The following is a 16,145-nucleotide window of genomic DNA, read 5'->3' as shown; positions in this document are numbered from 1 at the left end:
ATGTCGTTTGAATTTGTTAATACCCGCACATGCTGATGATAAAAATGCATTAAGAATAATAGCTCTGGCCTCACCACAATTCAAAAAGGTCAAAATCAGTCCCACTTTCAGCAAATTGAGTCAATAGTGACACATTTCTTCAATTTGAATTTCTTAGCCATCTATTTCACTCTTCACTGCGAAAAATCCTGATATTCACATCAATATAAATTTAGGTGATGATATGTTATCAATATTTAAGACAGGGCCATCGGCAAATAAAGTCCCGGAAGAGAAAATTCAGGAGACTTATGGTCGATACCGCATTCAGGCGTTACTTAGCGTATTTCTTGGCTATCTTGCGTATTATATTGTACGCAATAACTTCACCCTCTCTACCCCGTACCTGAAAGAACATCTGGATCTCAGCGCAACACAGATTGGTTTACTCAGCAGTTGTATGCTAATTGCCTATGGGATCAGTAAAGGCATCATGAGTAGCCTGGCAGACAAAGCCAGCCCGAAAGTCTTTATGGCTTGCGGCCTGATCCTGTGCGCCATTGTCAACGTTGGCTTAGGGTTCAGCACCGGATTCTGGATTTTTGCCGCACTGGTCGTCTTCAACGGACTGTTCCAGGGGATGGGCGTCGGTCCCTCGTTTATTACCATCGCCAACTGGTTCCCACGCAAAGAGCGCGGACGCGTTGGCGCATTCTGGAATATCTCACACAACGTCGGTGGCGGTATTGTAGCCCCCATTGTTGGCGCCGCTTTTGCCATTCTCGGCAGCGAACACTGGCAAAGCGCCAGCTATATTGTCCCAGCCTGTGTCGCGGTGCTGTTTGCTTTTATTGTTCTGATGTTGGGCAAAGGCTCACCGCGCGAAGAAGGCTTGCCTGCTCTGGAACAGATGATGCCGGAAGAAAAAGTCGTGTTAAATGCCCGGCACGTAACCCAGGCACCGGAAAACATGAGCGCCTTTCAAATTTTTTGCACCTACGTGCTGCGTAACAAAAATGCCTGGTATGTTTCATTGGTAGATGTTTTTGTCTATATGGTGCGTTTTGGCATGATCAGTTGGTTACCGATTTATCTGTTAACTGAAAAACATTTCTCGAAAGAACAAATGAGTGTGGCGTTCCTGTTTTTCGAATGGGCCGCAATTCCATCCACACTGCTGGCGGGCTGGCTGACCGATAAACTGTTTAAAGGTCGTCGCATGCCGTTGGCCATGATTTGTATGGCGCTGATCTTCGTCTGCCTGATCGGTTACTGGAAAAGTGAATCCCTGCTGATGGTCACTATTTTTGCCGCCATCGTCGGGTGCCTGATCTATGTGCCCCAGTTCCTTGCGTCTGTTCAGACCATGGAAATCGTCCCCAGCTTTGCTGTCGGTTCGGCGGTCGGATTACGCGGTTTTATGAGCTACATTTTTGGTGCATCGCTGGGAACCAGTCTGTTTGGTGTCATGGTCGATAAAATGGGATGGCATGGCGGTTTCTATCTGTTGATGGGCGGGATTGTCTGCTGCATTCTGTTCTGCTATCTGTCTCACCGCGGGGCGCTGGAACTCGAACAACAACGAAAAAATGCCCAACAACAGGACACGGAGTTGCAGCTTGCTGATGCCAGGTAATCGGCTTTAGAGAGAAAAAAGTGCCAGCGATGCTGGCACTTTAGTTTGCTCAAATGGAAGCCAGAAAATCAGTCAATGTGGTACACAATTGCGTTTTCAGTTATGAACCTGCGATTTAATGCTTATTGTCCCCCACCATAAAGCGAATGATCAATCCGCATGTCGGGGCAAGAAAAAGAAACAGTCCCGTTACCATTTCGTTTCCGTCAGTCAACCGTATGGTAAAGAAATAAATTAATGCCGTAAGGATAGCCATGCCGAAAAAAGAACTAATTGACGCGGCAGCGCCCATTACCTGCCAAATATAGCAACTAACGCACAGAATGCTCAATGCGAGGAAAGTCCAAAAATAGAACATAGCGTTACCTCCTGTCTGCCGTAAAAATCGACGTAAGTCCTTACACATCCTTGAGTTTATAGTCTAAGACAATTCCTATCCGTTCGCAATTCGAGCAACATTTTCGCTACAATAACTGTTCATTTTCTGAACCGGGCATTCTCCATTGACCTTTATTTAATCGTCATAAAAACAACATATTATCTATAAGTCTATTCTTGCTTTTTATCGACCAAAAAACATTTACGAAACTTGAGGAATTATTTCTGGATGACATTAATCTTCGGGTGTACATTGTGCGTCCGATCATTCATACCCCTCGTGGTTTGTCCTGACTCAGTTTTACACTCTTTACAGGAACCATTGTCGCTCATAGTGACCTAACTGTTCAGTGACAGAGAGTAACGCTGTAGACAAAGAATCTTCGCGATACATTATTTTCGTACCAACAACAGGTGCTTATGTTCCCCCAATGTAAATTTTCGCGCGCGTTTTTGCATCCGCGCTACTGGCTCACATGGTTCGGTGTCGGTGTGCTCTGGTTACTGGTGCAACTCCCTTATCCTGTTTTATGTTTTCTGGGCACCCGTACAGGTACGCTGGCGCGCCCATTTTTAAAGCGCCGGGAATCCATTGCCCATAAAAATCTCGAACTCTGTTTCCCGAATCTGTCGCAAGAAGAAAGGAACAAACTGGTCGACGAAAACTTCCGCTCACTCGGCATGGCACTGCTTGAAACCGGTATGGCCTGGTTCTGGCCAGATCGCCGGGTGCGTAAATGGTTTGATGTTGAAGGTCTGGACAACCTGCAACGCGCTCAGGCGCATAACCGTGGCGTAATGGTAGTAGGCGTGCATTTTATGTCGCTGGAACTGGGGGGCCGCGTGATGGGGCTTTGCCAGCCAATGATGGCAACCTACCGCCCGCACAACAACAAATTAATGGAGTGGATACAAACCCGCGGCCGTATGCGCTCGAACAAAGCCATGATCGGCAGAAATAATCTGCGCGGCATTGTCGGCGCACTGAAAAAAGGGGAAGCCGTATGGTTTGCGCCCGATCAGGATTATGGCCGTAAAGGCAGTTCATTTGCGCCATTCTTCGCCGTCAAAGATGTTGCGACAACCAACGGTACCTACGTGCTGTCACGTTTGTCGGGGGCGAAAATGCTGACCGTCACCATGGTGAGAAAATCTGATAACTCCGGCTACCGTCTGTTTATCACGCCAGAAATGGAAGGTTACCCGGAAGATGAAAACCTGGCCGCGGCCTATATGAACAAAATTATCGAAAAAGAGATCATGCGCGCCCCCGAGCAGTATCTCTGGATCCACCGTCGCTTCAAAACGCGCCCGATGGGTGAAGCCTCGTTGTATATCTAAAAAGAAAGGCCGCAAGGCCTTTCTTCTTTTCTACGGCTAAATTACTTAACGCCCCACTTGTTCTGGAGTTCAGTCATTCGCTCATTATAGCTTCGGGCAATGCAGGCTGGCTCATCATCCTTCTCCTTCCAGCACTCGTTGCGTCCTTTGATCCACCCGCGCTGTTCCGCTTTAAGCATCGGGTCATTCTTCGATTTAGCCAGTGCCTGTTTAAAAATCCCGTTCAATTTCATGTCCATTGCAGAAAGCGACGGGCTCTGGCAAATAATATCTTCCGCACTTCCCTTTTGAACCGCAGAGCAAGAGTAAGACGGACCGGCGTTGGCCGATTTTTTCGCTGGAGAATAATCAACATTATCCTCAGGCTGACAAATCCCATGCTTGCGGTTTGGGCCAGCCCAGGATACTTCCGGGTTTCCGTCATCTTTTCTGGAAATTGAGACGGTATTTTTACCGCTCTTCGCCTCCCAGTAATTTTCATTGAAGCTTTTAATGGTCGCTTTTGCGCCATTAATCCATACATTGCCTTTACCATCACTATTCACACCACCAATACTTGCGCAGCTGAAATTGAACGCTTGCGGTGCAGCCGCCATTGACGTCAATGGCGCAAGAACAAGTGCTAACATCATTAATCTGGTCATTTTTAACCTTTTCATTATCAAATTCCGCGAAAAAATTAACCGCATTAACCTCAAGGTGATATGAGAATTCTCTGAGTAACAGTCACGTCGCTCAATAGCAATTTATTACCGTCAGAAATTAAACTGTCGCCGAATCACGACACTTGTAAGTTACTAAAATTAAATAAAAAAATGCCTCTTGTTTCACCTCATTTTTAGGCGTACATTAGCGCCGTCTGGAGCATTAAAGCTCAGAATTCTGAGGTGATGCAGCCAAGTAAGCGCGGGGTATTCTCCCTTTCGTTTATGCTCGCATCAGCTCTCTGTCAGGTAAGCATATGTTCATTGAGACGTACCCCAGGTACGCGGAGAGATGAAAAGTGAAATATTTCTTTATGGGCATTTCTTTTATGGTCATCGTTTGGGCCGGTACTTTCGCCCTGATGATCTAAATAAAAAGACGCAGCAAAAAAACAGGAGCCATTTGGCTCCTGTTTGCGTTTGGGGAATCGTGTTATCAGTCGGTACTTTCCGTGGTCGATTTCGCACTGGCAGGCAGCAAACCATCCGCGCGAAACATTGCTTTGATGCCGCGAATTGCCTGGCGGGTACGGTCACGGTTTTCAATCAACGCAAAGCGCACGTGTGTATCACCATAGTCCCCAAAGCCAATCCCCGGCGAAACACAAACCTTCGCCTCATTCAGCAATTTTTTGGCAAATTCAAGCGACCCCATTGCGGCGTATTGCTCTGGAATTTTCGCCCACACGTACATCGACGCTTTTGGCATTTCAACCATCCAGCCCGCTTCATGCAGCCCTTTGACCAGCACATCGCGACGACGCTTATATTGCTCAGCGATATCCCGTACGCACTGCTGATCGCCTTCCAGCGCGGCAATAGCGGCTACCTGCAGCGGTGTAAACGTTCCGTAATCGTGATAGCTCTTAATGCGCGCCAGTGCGTTTACCAGCGTTTTATTGCCAACCATAAAGCCAATGCGCCACCCCGCCATGTTATAGCTTTTCGACAAGGTGAAAAATTCAACGGCAACATCACGGGCCCCCGGAACCTGCATAATCGATGGCGCTTTCCAGCCGTCGTAGACAATATCGGCATAGGCCAGGTCATGAACCACCAGCACGTCGTAGCGTTTAGCCAGTGCGACGACCTTTTCGAAAAACTCCAGCTCGACACACTGCGCCGTCGGGTTGGACGGGAAGCCTAAGATCATCATCTTCGGTTTCGGGTAGCTTTCGCGAATCGCGCGCTCCAGTTCATTAAAGAAGTCGACCCCTTCCACCAGCGGCACGGAACGCACCTGTGCTCCGGCGATAACGGCACCATAAATATGGATGGGGTAACTGGGATTAGGCACCAGAACCGTGTCGCCGTGATCCAATGTAGCCAACATCAGGTGAGCCAGCCCCTCTTTGGAGCCAATTGTTACAATAGCTTCGGATTCAGGATCGATCTCGACGTCATAGCGTTCCTGATACCAGCGAGAAATCGCCCGACGTAAACGAGGAATACCGCGCGATGTTGAATAACCGTGGGTATCCGGGCGCTGCGCCACGGTACACAATTTTTCGACAATATGAGGAGGCGTGGCCCCATCCGGGTTCCCCATGCTGAAATCGATAATATCTTCGCCGCGCCGACGCGCAGCCATCTTCAGTTCAGCGGTAATGTTAAAAACGTAAGGGGGAAGACGATCAATACGCGTAAAACGACGTTCAGGGCGGGAATCAGCCATAATATCCTCAGATGTACGTTAGCGCCCGGACCGTCCGAGCGACGCTGCCACGATGGTGGCACGTTTAGAAAATAGCCTGATTAATTTCCTTCTGTCGAGAGGTACAGCAAAATATTTTTTATCGGCATAAAAGAGGAACAACATTTCTAAAACGGGAAATTCATGAATATCCAACCCTTATGAAATCACCAATTATTAACATTTTGTTGTTAAATACATTACGTTGAGGTCCACCTTCTCTGGCGAGATATTGTAAATACAACAATCATGCAACAATCCCCTTTTAATATTGTGGTTTTTCCTCATTAGTCCATGCTGACAGGGATGCTGGTCATCCTGCCTCAGGTTACCTATCATAGAGGTTTAACCCCTTCGCAAGAGTCACCTGTGCACGAAATATTCAATATGCTGCTGGCGGTCTTTGATCGGGCAGCGCTGATGCTGTTCTGTCTGTTTTTCCTGATTCGTATCCGCCTGTTCCGCGAACTGTTGCACAAGTCAGCCCACTCGGTGAAAGAGCTGCTCGCCGTTACTGCCATTTTCTCCATGTTTGCACTGTTCAGCACCTGGTCTGGTGTACCGGTAGAAGGCTCACTGGTGAACGTGCGTATTATTGCCGTGATGTCAGGAGGAATTCTGTTCGGCCCATGGGTCGGTATCATTACCGGACTCATCGCGGGTACACACCGTTATCTGATTGATATTGGAGGTGTTACCGCCCTTCCCTGTTTTATTACCAGTATCCTTGCTGGCTGTATTGCAGGTTGGATCAACCGAAAAATCCCTAAGGCGCAACACTGGCGCGCCGGTATTTTAGGCGGGATGCTTTGCGAGTCATTGACCATGATTCTGGTGGTCGCCTGGGCCCCCACTACCGAACTGGGGCTGGATATTGTCTCGAAAATCGGTATCCCAATGATCCTTGGCAGCGTCTGTATCGGCTTTATCGTCATGCTGGTACAAAGCGTGGAAGGAGAGAAAGAAGCCAGTGCGGCAAAACAGGCTAAACTGGCGCTGGATATCGCTAACAAAACCCTGCCGCTTTTTCGTCAGGTCAATAGCGAGTCGCTACGCCAGGTGTGCGAGATTATTCGCCATGATATTCATGCAGATGCCGTCGCGATCACCAATACCCAGCACGTTCTGGCCTATGTCGGCGTGGGCGAACTGAACTACCGCGATAACGATGATTTCGTTAGCCCTACCACCCAGCAGGCGATAAATTACGGAAAAATCATCATCAAGAACAATGATGAAGCACATCGCACACCGGAAATACACTCCATGCTGGTAATACCGTTGTGGGAAAAAGGTGTGGTCACCGGTACGCTGAAAATCTACTACTGCCATGCCCACCAGATCACCTCCTCATTACAAGAAATGGCTATCGGCCTGTCACAAATTATCTCAACTCAGCTTGAGGTTTCCCGTGCCGAGCAGCTACGTGAAATGGCAAATAAGGCAGAGTTGCGGGCACTACAAAGTAAAATAAATCCCCATTTCCTGTTTAATGCGTTAAACGCGATCTCATCGTCAGTGCGGCTTAACCCGGACACTGCACGCCAGCTCATTTTTAATTTATCTCGCTATCTTCGCTATAATATTGAATTAAAAGATGATGAGCAGATCGACATCAAGAAAGAGCTGTATCAAATTAAGGATTACATTGCCATTGAGCAGGCCCGTTTTGGCGATAAGTTGACGGTTATTTATGATATTGATGAAGAGGTCAGCTGTTTTATTCCCAGCCTGCTGATTCAGCCATTGGTTGAAAATGCCATCGTTCATGGGATCCAACCCTGCAAAGGGAAAGGTGTGGTCACTATCAGCGTGGCGGAATGTGGTAATCGGGTGCGCATTGCCGTCAGAGATACCGGTCATGGTATCGATCCAAAAGTCATTGAACGCGTTGAGTCCAATGAAATGCCGGGCAATAAAATTGGCCTGTTGAATGTGCATCACCGCGTTAAACTCCTGTACGGCGAAGGGCTACATATCCGCCGTCTTGAGCCTGGCACAGAGATTGCTTTTTACGTGCCAAACCAGCACTCACCTGCAGCAGCCCCGGCCACATTATTGCTTTAACCAGGAGTTAAGTTGTGAAAGTCATCATTGTTGAAGATGAATTCCTGGCCCAACAGGAACTTAGTTGGCTGATAAAAGAGCACAGCCAGATGGAGATTGTCGGCACATTTGACGACGGTCTGGATGTGCTTAAATACCTACAGCACAACCGCGTTGACGCTATTTTTCTGGATATTAATATTCCGTCACTGGATGGTGTGCTGCTGGCGCAAAACATCAGTCAGTTCGCGCATAAACCCTTTATTGTGTTTATTACTGCCTGGAAAGAACACGCTGTTGAAGCCTTTGAACTGGAAGCGTTTGACTACATTCTGAAACCGTACCAGGAATCACGGATTGTCGGCATGTTGCAAAAACTGGAGGCAGCCTGGCAGCAACAGCAAACAGGAACCCCCCTTACCAGCCCGGTGATGCGTGAAAACGATACGATCAACCTGATCAAAGACGAGCGGATCATCGTTACGCCAATCAACGATATTTACTACGCTGAAGCCCATGAAAAGATGACCTTCGTCTACACGCGACGCGAATCGTATGTCATGCCGATGAACATCACCGAATTTTGCAGCAAACTGCCTGCTTCACATTTTTTCCGCTGCCACCGCTCATTCTGCGTAAACCTGAACAAAATCCGCGAGATCGAACCGTGGTTTAACAACACCTATATTTTGCGATTAAAAGATCTGGAATTTGAAATCCCGGTTAGCCGGAGCAAAGTAAAAGAATTCAGGCAATTAATGCATTTATAGTGCGATTAGTCATGATCGTGCGGATCGTTGTAAAATGGCGATCTACTGCCGGTGCTATAAAACGTAATAAAGTGAATTTTCAATGAAATACAGACATGCGCTATCCCAGTTATGTTTTCAGATGCTGGAAATGGGTGCGGATCGCCGTACGGTGAAAAAAGCCCTCACCTCCCGTCGAATGAAGGCTCGTCAGGCTGTCGTACTGCTGTGCAAGCAAGAGATGGTGCTACTGAGAGCCGGGAAACTGCCGATACAAAACGCAACAAGCACGACATCTCACTGACAATAACAGGTCGCGAGCTAACTAAACCATTAACTCGCGACCACTTCGCGTACAGAGCATGCTACAGGCTAAACTGAATTAACTAAGAGCAACCTTCCGGCACGAGTCTTACAGAATGTGCCCCAGCGTCTGGCGTAAGTGCGCGCCGGAACCAAGCAGACCTGGATTATCATGCACAATCAGATATACCGGGATATCCTGCACATAGGCTTTAAAACGCCCTTTATCCTCAAAACCACCGCGAAAACCCGACGCTTTAAAGAATTCCAGGAAGCGCGGCACTATGCCTCCGGCAATGTACACCCCGCCAAACGTCCCCAGCGTTAATGCCAGATCGCCGCCAAACCGGCCCATGATGACGCAAAACAGCGACAGTGCACGGCGACAGTCAATACAGGAGTCGGCCAGGGCGCGTTCCGTAATGTCTTTCGGTTGCAGATTTTCCGGCAAACGTCCGTCGGATTTCACAATCGCACGATACAGATTTACCAGCCCAGGACCAGAAAGCACGCGCTCCGCAGAAACGTGACCAATCTCAGCCCGCAGCACTTCCAGGATAATCGCTTCTTCCTCGCTGTTCGGCGCAAAATCTACATGCCCCCCCTCGCCTGGCAGGCTCACCCAGCGTTTATCCACATGAACCAGATGCGCCACGCCGAGACCGGTGCCTGCGCCATAGACCGCAATAGGTTTGCCCTCGACAGGCTCAGCGCCGCCAAACTGGATCAAATGCTCTTTTTTCAGCATTGGGATTGCCATTGATACGGCTGTGAAATCATTGATGATTTCCAGATGGCTAAAACCCAGACTCTTTTTCATCTCGGCAATAGAAAATGCCCAGGTATGGTTGGTCATGGCCACCCAGTCGCCGGTTATTGGGCAGGCAATAGCGATACAGCCATCTTTGACGCTAACGCTATGCTCATCCAGGTACACGCGCACAACGGCTTCAAGGCTTGGGTAATCCAGCCCGGAATAGGTTTTCGCCTGCGAAATCTCGCCACTGGCAATATCGCACAGAGCAAGACGCGCATTGGTGCCGCCAACATCACCCACTAAAGCATATTTTGTCATTCTTCCACGGCTCCGCTAAAGTCAGAATACATCTTTGTCACACTGTAAATTCATGGGGGCATAACAACAACGCCCTGAAGGCTGATGCCCGTGGAATATCGATCCAGGTCACAGAATTACTTTATCGTTTCAGCACCTTTTGCAGCGATGCCGTTGGGCAGGCTGTGCAAACTACGTCTATGACTCTGCATTAAGGAATAGAAAATGCTCCATCCGCGAGCCAGAACGATGCTCTTGCTATCAACGCCTGCGTTGCTGATTGGTGTAGCGTCCAGCCTGGTGCTGATTGCTGTGATGAAAGTGGCTTCCGTTTTACAGCAATTTTTGTGGGAACGTCTGCCCATAAGCATCGGTATTGCCCAGGATTCTCCATTCTGGATTATTACTATGCTGACGCTTACCGGGGTGATGGTCGGGCTCATCATCCGCTACAGTCATGGTCATGCTGGCCCTGACCCAGCCTGCGAACCCTTAATCGGTATGCCCGTTTCGACGTCTGCATTGCCCGGACTGCTGGTCGCCCTGATAATTGGCCTCGCGGGTGGCGTCAGTTTGGGTCCAGAGCACCCCATCATGACCGTTAACATTGCGCTGGCAGTGGCGATTGGTAGCCGCATGTTTCCGCGAATTGCAAAGCTGGACTGGACCATCCTCGCCTCTGCTGGCACCATCGGGGCGCTATTTGGTACCCCGGTTGCCGCTGCGCTGGTCTTTTCGCAAACGCTGAACAGCTCCAACGATGTCCCCCTATGGGATCGTCTGTTCGCACCGTTAATGGCCGCCGCGGCAGGTTCACTCACCACCAGCCTGTTCTTTCATCCCCACTTTTCATTGCCTATCGCGCACTATACGCAGATGCATCTGGTCGATATCTTCAGCGGCGCGGTCGTTGCTGCCATTGCTATCGCGGCGGGGATGGTGGCCGTGTGGTGCCTGCCTCGTTTGCACCATCTGATGCATCGCCTGAAACACCCGGTGCTGATCCTCGGCGTTGGAGGCTTTATCCTCGGTATTCTGGGTGTTATCGGAGGACCACTAACCCTGTTTAAGGGCCTGGATGAGATGCAGCAAATGGCATTTAGCCAGACACTGGGAGCCTCGGACTATTTCATGCTGGCGGTGATAAAGCTGGCTGCACTGGTTGTGGCTGCAGCGAGTGGTTTTCGCGGTGGGCGGATTTTCCCTGCGGTATTCGTTGGCGTCGCGCTGGGGCTGATGCTGCACGCCCATGTCGAAGCCGTTCCTGCCGCGATTACGGTCTCCTGCGCCATTCTGGGATTGGTACTGGTCGTCACTCGTGATGCATGGCTGAGCCTGTTTATGGCGGCAGTGGTGGTGCCGGACACCACCCTACTACCGCTGTTGTGCATCGTTATGCTTCCGGCCTGGCTGCTCTTAGCCGGAAAACCAATGATGATTGCTGACCACCCCGATAAGTAGCTATCCCCCGTTGCGGGATTCCAGCGCACGGGTCACCGTGCGCAAGAGTTCTGGAAGGTCAGCCTTCGGCAACACCACTTCTATCAACGAGAGGCGTTGCGGTTTTGCCAGACGAGCCAGAACCTCTTCCAGTTGGACAGCCTGCTTCACGCGCCAGCATTCCGCCTGACATTCACGACTTAGCGCCTGTGGCACCAGCGTCCAGCTCCATCCGGCTATATCATTGTATCGCTGGTTCGCACCATGAATGGCACGTTCCACGGTATAACCGTCATTATTGAGCAGTAAAATAACAGGAGTTTGCCCGTCTCTAAGCATGGTTCCCAATTCCTGAATGGTGAGCTGTGCCGCACCATCGCCAATAATCAGGATCACCCTACGGTGCGGGAAGGCTGTTTGCGCCCCAAATGCAGCAGGCAAAGCGTAACCGATTGACCCCCATAGCGGCTGGACCAGAACCTCCGCCCCGGCAGGAAGTGACAGCGCAGCTGCGCCAAATGCTGCGGTCCCCTGATCGACAAGGATAATGTCGTCGGGGGCCAGATACTGTTGCACCGTATGCCAGAAATTTTCCTGCGTCAGAGGGCCTTTCTCAACCTGCAGACGCCCGGCACAAGGACGTTCAGGCGGAAGCGAAAACGACATTTCCAGGCACAGTTCCCGTAGCGTAGTAACCGCCTGTTCCATCGGGATGTTAAACCAGCTTCCCCCAACCCGCGACGCATGGGGTTGAACCTCAATAGTGCGCTCGCGAGGTAAGTTTTGCGTAAACCCGGCGGTCAGCGTGTCAACAAACCGGGTACCGACGCAAATAATCGTATCAGCATCTTCTATCGCCTTACGCACATAATCACTGCTGGCCCCCGCACTGTATGTGCCCACAAACGCAGGATGCCGCTCATCAAACAATCCTTTGCCCATCAACAGCGTGGCATGAGCCATCGGCGTTTCCGTCATCCAGCGTTGTAAAACGGGCTGCAAGCCAAATCGTAGCGCGAGAAAATCGGCTAATAGCGACACGCGTGAACTGTCCAGCAACTGCTCACGTGCATGATAGCGAAACGCAGCAGCTACACTACTTTCCGGCTCGCTCAAGGGAACAATGAGTATGTCACTCGGTGGTGTAGCAGGTTGTTTCGCAACATCAGCAGGTAGCATCAGGTAACCCGGTCGTCTTTCGGTTAACATCGCTTGCAACACGCGGTCAATTTCATAGCAGGCATTTTGTTCATCCAGCACTGCACTGGCGACCGTCACTGACTGTTGCATACGGTAGAAATGCTGAAAGTCACCGTCGCCGAGAGTGTGATGCATTAACTCGCCACGACGCTGAGCGCTGCGACATGGGGCCCCGACAATATGCAGGACAGGAACGTATTCCGCGTAACTTCCTGCAATACCATTAATTGCGCTTAACTCGCCCACACCAAAAGTGGTAAGCAGCGCTCCCGCTCCGACTACCCGGGCATAGCCATCCGCGGCATACGCCGCATTCAATTCATTCGCACACCCGACCCAACGCACGCTTGAGTGCTCAATGACGTGGTCAAGAAACTGTAAATTGTAATCGCCCGGCACACCAAACAGATGGTCAATGCCACAGCCTGCCAGCCTGTCCAGCAGATAATCAGCAACGGAATACGGGGTTTGCATGACAGCTATCCTTCTGACGGTAACCTCATGTTGAGTATCGAAGAACTGCGATGACTGTCCAGGAATGTCGCTGCGAAGGAGGTGGAAAGCAGGATGTACAGTTTTGGCGATTTAAATTTCCTTGAAGAATCGATTGTGTAACCGTATACACTGAAAGACACATATGTTCTGGAAGGAGGCGACATGGTTTATCAGGCTAACGAAAATCGCTATCACACAATGGAATACCGCCGCTGCGGTCAGAGCGGGCTCAAACTGCCGATTGTCTCTCTGGGTTTGTGGCACAATTTTGGTGATACCACTCAGGTCGAAAACAGCCGGACCTTATTACAGCGCGCCTTCGATCTGGGGATCAGCCATTTTGATCTGGCGAATAATTACGGCCCGCCGCCGGGTTCTGCTGAACGAAACTTCGGCCGCATCCTGCAGGAAGATTTTTTATCGTACCGGGATGAACTGATAATCTCGACCAAAGCGGGCTATACCATGTGGGAAGGTCCCTACGGTGATTGGGGATCGCGCAAGTACCTGATTGCCAGCCTCGATCAAAGCCTGAAACGTATGGGACTGGAGTATGTTGATATCTTCTATCATCACCGCCCTGATCCCCAAACTCCGCTCAGAGAAACCATGAACGCGCTGGATCATATTGTGCGTCAGGGGAAAGCGTTGTACGTAGGACTCTCTAACTATCCGACTGATCTCGCCAGACAGGCGATCGAAATACTCGATGATTTAGGGACGCCATGTCTCATCCACCAGCCGAAATATTCCATGTTTGAGCGCGAGGTTGAGAGGGGACTGCTATCACTCTTACAGGAGAAAGGTGTGGGCAGTATCGCCTTTTCCCCGCTGGCTGGCGGGCAATTAACTGACCGCTATCTGAACGGTATTCCGGCGGATTCCCGGGCAGCGAGCGCCAGTCGTTTTCTCAACCCAGACCAAATCACCCCACAAAAACTGGAAAAAGTCCGTGCTCTTAATGCGCTGGCCGAGCGCCGGGGACAAAAGCTGTCCCAAATGGCGTTAGCCTGGGTTCTCCGCGATGATAAGGTGACGTCAGTACTGATTGGTGCCAGCAAACCTGCGCAAATTGAAGATGCCGTTGGCATGCTGGCAAACCGTCATTTATCTCCCGAAGAGTGTGCGGAGATCGACGCCATCCTGGGTTGATGGAAATAAAGACACATTTATTAACAAAAAGTGCGCTCTCTGACGATTTAAGAGTTAAGGCGATGAAACGGGGCTTTACTGCCCCGTAATATTGCGTTAACAGGCCGGCTACGGCTCGATCGTGAAGGAGAGAAAGAATGTTCAGGTCACTGATTCTGGCGGCAGTGTTATTGGCTTTTGCACCGCTGGCCGCAAACGCTGGCGAAATCACCCTGCTGCCGTCGATTAAATTACAAATTGGCGATCGCGATAACTACGGCAACTACTGGGACGGTGGGCGCTGGCGTGACCGGGATTACTGGCACCATAATTATGAATGGCGTAAAAATCGTTGGTGGCGTCATGACAACGGCTATCATCGCGGCTGGGATAAGCGCAAAGCTTATGAGCGTGGCTATCGTGAAGGCTGGAACGATCGCGATGACCATCGCGGGCGTGGACATGGCCACGGGCACCGCCATTAATGTAACAAATCCCCATCATGCGGGGAGTACTGCTCACAAAAATCATCGAGTTACCCAGGGCCTGTGTCTATACCCAGGCCCTTTTTGCATCACGCTTCGCCAATCGCCAGATGACGAGCAGTCACATCCGCTCCCCCCTGTTTTCCCGTAAATTTCCTGTTCATTTCACAAATTCGCAAAATCGGAAAAAAAAATTCCGATTTATCGTGTTTTTTTTGAACTTTGCGCGATAAATATTAACATTAATTTAATATTATAAAACCTGGGGTGAGCGCTAATGAAAAAACAAGAAAGACAAAAGGCCATTCGGGTTAAGTTAGTAACCGATAAGAAGGTTTATGTTAGCGAATTAGCAAAGGAATTATCTGTCACAACTCGCACGATCCGTAATGACTTAAATGAATTAAGTCAGAATAGTCTTTTCTCGTTATTTCATGGTGGTGCACAAATAAAAAGCGCACCTGATGAATCATTATTTGAGCAGTCTTTCACCAACACCATATTGAATGGGTTCAAAAGCCACAAAGAAATTACATCGGTTTCTGCTCATGCCAAGCAAAATAGCTATATTGATGATAGCATTTACATACTTGGTTCATTTAATATAGATATTGTTTCTGAAACGACGACATTTCCTCAGATTGGCCAGACTATCCGAGCGTCTGCAACCCGTTTTTATGCCGGAGGCAAAGGCACAAACCAGGCAGTTGCCGCAGCTAAAATCAATAATAATGTTCATCTTACCGTTAAGTTAGGAGCCGATGAGTTTTCAAAAAAAGCCAAAAGATATTTAACCAATACTGAAATTTCTTCTTTTTCTTTTTTTGAAAATGAAATGTCATCCACGGGCATTGCAATGGTATGGGTTTCAGGTGCCACAGGTGACAATATGATCAGTATCGATCTTGGGGCCAATGAAACATTTACCCAGGAAGATATTCTATTGGATATTGATACCATTCGTAATTGCAAAGTTTTTTTAACTCAGCTGGAGAATAATTTTCCGATCACACGTTTCGCTATCATGCAGGCAAAACTCGGAAAATCGCTGGTTGTCCTGAATCCGGCACCTTATGTTTCAGAGATCAAAGAAATATTGCATTTAATTGACATTATTACGCCGAACAAAATTGAAGCTGAAGCGTTATCTGGTATCAACATTGTTGATATCTATTCGGCCAAAAATGCCGCCAGGAGCATTTATGTGCAAGGCGCAAAATGCGTCATTATCACGTTAGGTAGCGACGGTTGTCTGATCTTTGATGGCACAGTTTTCACTCATATTCCTGCCTATAAATCAGCCGTCGTCGATACCAGTGGAGCAGGCGATGCCTTTACCGGGGCACTGGCTGCATGCATTGCAAACGGTAAAGGACTCATCAATGCAGCGCAGTACGCTTCTGCGTTTGCCTCGTTGAAAGTTGAACGTAAAGGTGCATCAAATATGCCCAACAATTCACTCGTTTATCATCGTATGCAGTAGCTGTTTAGAGCATCATTCAGCCCCTACA

At 49.3% G+C, this 16,145-nt stretch carries 15 protein-coding genes; 10 read left to right on the top strand and 5 right to left on the bottom strand.

Going from position 1 to position 16,145, the window contains the following annotated elements:
- Nucleotides 1–223: 223 nt before the first annotated feature.
- Nucleotides 224–1,615 carry a phosphoglycerate transporter PgtP gene (gene pgtP, locus G8S19_RS06715; RefSeq protein ID WP_040231431.1) on the top strand — a complete coding sequence of 464 codons (1,392 nt, stop codon included), beginning with the start codon at nt 224–226 and terminating at the stop codon, nt 1,613–1,615.
- A 115-nt stretch (nt 1,616–1,730) separates the two neighbouring features.
- Here pgtP and G8S19_RS06710 read toward each other — a convergent pair whose 3' ends face one another.
- Nucleotides 1,731–1,973: a YfdY family protein gene (locus G8S19_RS06710; RefSeq protein WP_048211012.1), complete on the bottom strand. Its 243-nt coding sequence runs from the start codon at nt 1,971–1,973 to the stop codon at nt 1,731–1,733.
- Between the two features lie 440 nt (nt 1,974–2,413).
- On the opposite strand from G8S19_RS06710, the gene lpxP reads away from it, so the two are divergent.
- Nucleotides 2,414–3,334, top strand: coding sequence for a kdo(2)-lipid IV(A) palmitoleoyltransferase (lpxP, locus tag G8S19_RS06705; RefSeq protein ID WP_124021364.1), 921 nt, complete (start codon nt 2,414–2,416; stop codon nt 3,332–3,334).
- Nucleotides 3,335–3,375: 41 nt separating this feature from the next.
- Here the strand turns inward: lpxP and G8S19_RS06700 are convergent, their stop codons facing one another.
- Nucleotides 3,376–3,993 (bottom strand): lysozyme inhibitor LprI family protein, encoded by a 618-nt coding sequence (locus G8S19_RS06700; RefSeq protein ID WP_061068243.1) that lies wholly within the window; start codon nt 3,991–3,993, stop codon nt 3,376–3,378.
- Between the two features lie 344 nt (nt 3,994–4,337).
- On the opposite strand from G8S19_RS06700, the gene ypdK reads away from it, so the two are divergent.
- Nucleotides 4,338–4,409 carry a membrane protein YpdK gene (ypdK, locus tag G8S19_RS06695; RefSeq protein ID WP_010723117.1) on the top strand — a complete coding sequence of 24 codons (72 nt, stop codon included), beginning with the start codon at nt 4,338–4,340 and terminating at the stop codon, nt 4,407–4,409.
- A 65-nt stretch (nt 4,410–4,474) separates the two neighbouring features.
- Here ypdK and alaC read toward each other — a convergent pair whose 3' ends face one another.
- Nucleotides 4,475–5,713, bottom strand: coding sequence for an alanine transaminase (gene alaC / locus G8S19_RS06690; protein ID WP_061068244.1), 1,239 nt, complete (start codon nt 5,711–5,713; stop codon nt 4,475–4,477).
- A gap of 387 nt (nt 5,714–6,100) precedes the next feature.
- Here alaC and G8S19_RS06685 point away from each other — a divergent pair, with 387 nt between their 5' ends.
- From G8S19_RS06685 to G8S19_RS06675, 3 genes are all read left to right on the top strand, one after another.
- Nucleotides 6,101–7,798, top strand: coding sequence for a sensor histidine kinase (locus G8S19_RS06685; RefSeq protein ID WP_086523807.1), 1,698 nt, complete (start codon nt 6,101–6,103; stop codon nt 7,796–7,798).
- Between the two features lie 14 nt (nt 7,799–7,812).
- Complete coding sequence (gene ypdB, locus G8S19_RS06680) at nt 7,813–8,547, top strand: two-component system response regulator YpdB (protein WP_048211008.1); 735 nt, start codon at nt 7,813–7,815, stop codon at nt 8,545–8,547.
- 82 nt (nt 8,548–8,629) lie between these two features.
- Nucleotides 8,630–8,830, top strand: a complete 201-nt coding sequence (locus tag G8S19_RS06675) for a hypothetical protein (RefSeq protein WP_075551355.1) — start codon at nt 8,630–8,632, stop codon at nt 8,828–8,830.
- 108 nt (nt 8,831–8,938) lie between these two features.
- Here the strand turns inward: G8S19_RS06675 and glk are convergent, their stop codons facing one another.
- A complete protein-coding gene (glk, locus tag G8S19_RS06670) occupies nt 8,939–9,904 on the bottom strand; it encodes a glucokinase (RefSeq protein ID WP_137345529.1) in 966 nt (321 codons plus the stop codon).
- A 204-nt stretch (nt 9,905–10,108) separates the two neighbouring features.
- On the opposite strand from glk, the gene G8S19_RS06665 reads away from it, so the two are divergent.
- On the top strand, nt 10,109–11,344 hold the full coding sequence (locus G8S19_RS06665; protein WP_124021361.1) for an ion channel protein: 1,236 nt from the start codon (nt 10,109–10,111) through the stop codon (nt 11,342–11,344).
- Here G8S19_RS06665 and G8S19_RS06660 read toward each other — a convergent pair whose 3' ends face one another.
- Nucleotides 11,345–12,997 carry an alpha-keto acid decarboxylase family protein gene (locus G8S19_RS06660; RefSeq protein WP_121584864.1) on the bottom strand — a complete coding sequence of 551 codons (1,653 nt, stop codon included), beginning with the start codon at nt 12,995–12,997 and terminating at the stop codon, nt 11,345–11,347.
- A 183-nt stretch (nt 12,998–13,180) separates the two neighbouring features.
- On the opposite strand from G8S19_RS06660, the gene mgrA reads away from it, so the two are divergent.
- The 3 genes from mgrA (at nt 13,181) to G8S19_RS06645 (ending at nt 16,117) form a co-directional block, all read left to right on the top strand.
- Nucleotides 13,181–14,170, top strand: a complete 990-nt coding sequence (gene mgrA / locus G8S19_RS06655; RefSeq protein WP_048211004.1) for an L-glyceraldehyde 3-phosphate reductase — start codon at nt 13,181–13,183, stop codon at nt 14,168–14,170.
- A 137-nt stretch (nt 14,171–14,307) separates the two neighbouring features.
- Nucleotides 14,308–14,634 carry a DUF2502 domain-containing protein YpeC gene (gene ypeC / locus G8S19_RS06650; protein WP_048211003.1) on the top strand — a complete coding sequence of 109 codons (327 nt, stop codon included), beginning with the start codon at nt 14,308–14,310 and terminating at the stop codon, nt 14,632–14,634.
- Nucleotides 14,635–14,911: 277 nt separating this feature from the next.
- A complete protein-coding gene (locus tag G8S19_RS06645) occupies nt 14,912–16,117 on the top strand; it encodes a PfkB family carbohydrate kinase (RefSeq protein ID WP_048211002.1) in 1,206 nt (401 codons plus the stop codon).
- Nucleotides 16,118–16,145: the final 28 nt, after the last annotated feature.

Origin of the sequence: Citrobacter sp. SX206, assembly GCF_024181025.1 — a bacterium.
Classification (GTDB): Bacteria; Pseudomonadota; Gammaproteobacteria; order Enterobacterales; family Enterobacteriaceae; genus Citrobacter; species Citrobacter youngae.
This window is presented reverse-complemented; position numbering and strand designations above follow the sequence as displayed.

Excerpts from the sequence above, each read along its gene's own strand:
- pgtP (WP_040231431.1), top strand. The coding sequence starts at position 224 with ATGTTATCAATATTTAAGACAGGGCCATCGGCAAATAAAGTCCCGGAA.
- G8S19_RS06710 (WP_048211012.1), bottom strand. The coding sequence starts at position 1,973 with ATGTTCTATTTTTGGACTTTCCTCGCATTGAGCATTCTGTGCGTTAGT.
- lpxP (WP_124021364.1), top strand. The coding sequence starts at position 2,414 with ATGTTCCCCCAATGTAAATTTTCGCGCGCGTTTTTGCATCCGCGCTAC.
- G8S19_RS06700 (WP_061068243.1), bottom strand. The coding sequence starts at position 3,993 with ATGAAAAGGTTAAAAATGACCAGATTAATGATGTTAGCACTTGTTCTT.
- alaC (WP_061068244.1), bottom strand. The coding sequence starts at position 5,713 with ATGGCTGATTCCCGCCCTGAACGTCGTTTTACGCGTATTGATCGTCTT.
- G8S19_RS06675 (WP_075551355.1), top strand. The coding sequence starts at position 8,630 with ATGAAATACAGACATGCGCTATCCCAGTTATGTTTTCAGATGCTGGAA.
- glk (WP_137345529.1), bottom strand. The coding sequence starts at position 9,904 with ATGACAAAATATGCTTTAGTGGGTGATGTTGGCGGCACCAATGCGCGT.
- G8S19_RS06665 (WP_124021361.1), top strand. The coding sequence starts at position 10,109 with ATGCTCCATCCGCGAGCCAGAACGATGCTCTTGCTATCAACGCCTGCG.
- G8S19_RS06660 (WP_121584864.1), bottom strand. The coding sequence starts at position 12,997 with ATGCAAACCCCGTATTCCGTTGCTGATTATCTGCTGGACAGGCTGGCA.
- mgrA (WP_048211004.1), top strand. The coding sequence starts at position 13,181 with ATGGTTTATCAGGCTAACGAAAATCGCTATCACACAATGGAATACCGC.
- ypeC (WP_048211003.1), top strand. The coding sequence starts at position 14,308 with ATGTTCAGGTCACTGATTCTGGCGGCAGTGTTATTGGCTTTTGCACCG.
- G8S19_RS06645 (WP_048211002.1), top strand. The coding sequence starts at position 14,912 with ATGAAAAAACAAGAAAGACAAAAGGCCATTCGGGTTAAGTTAGTAACC.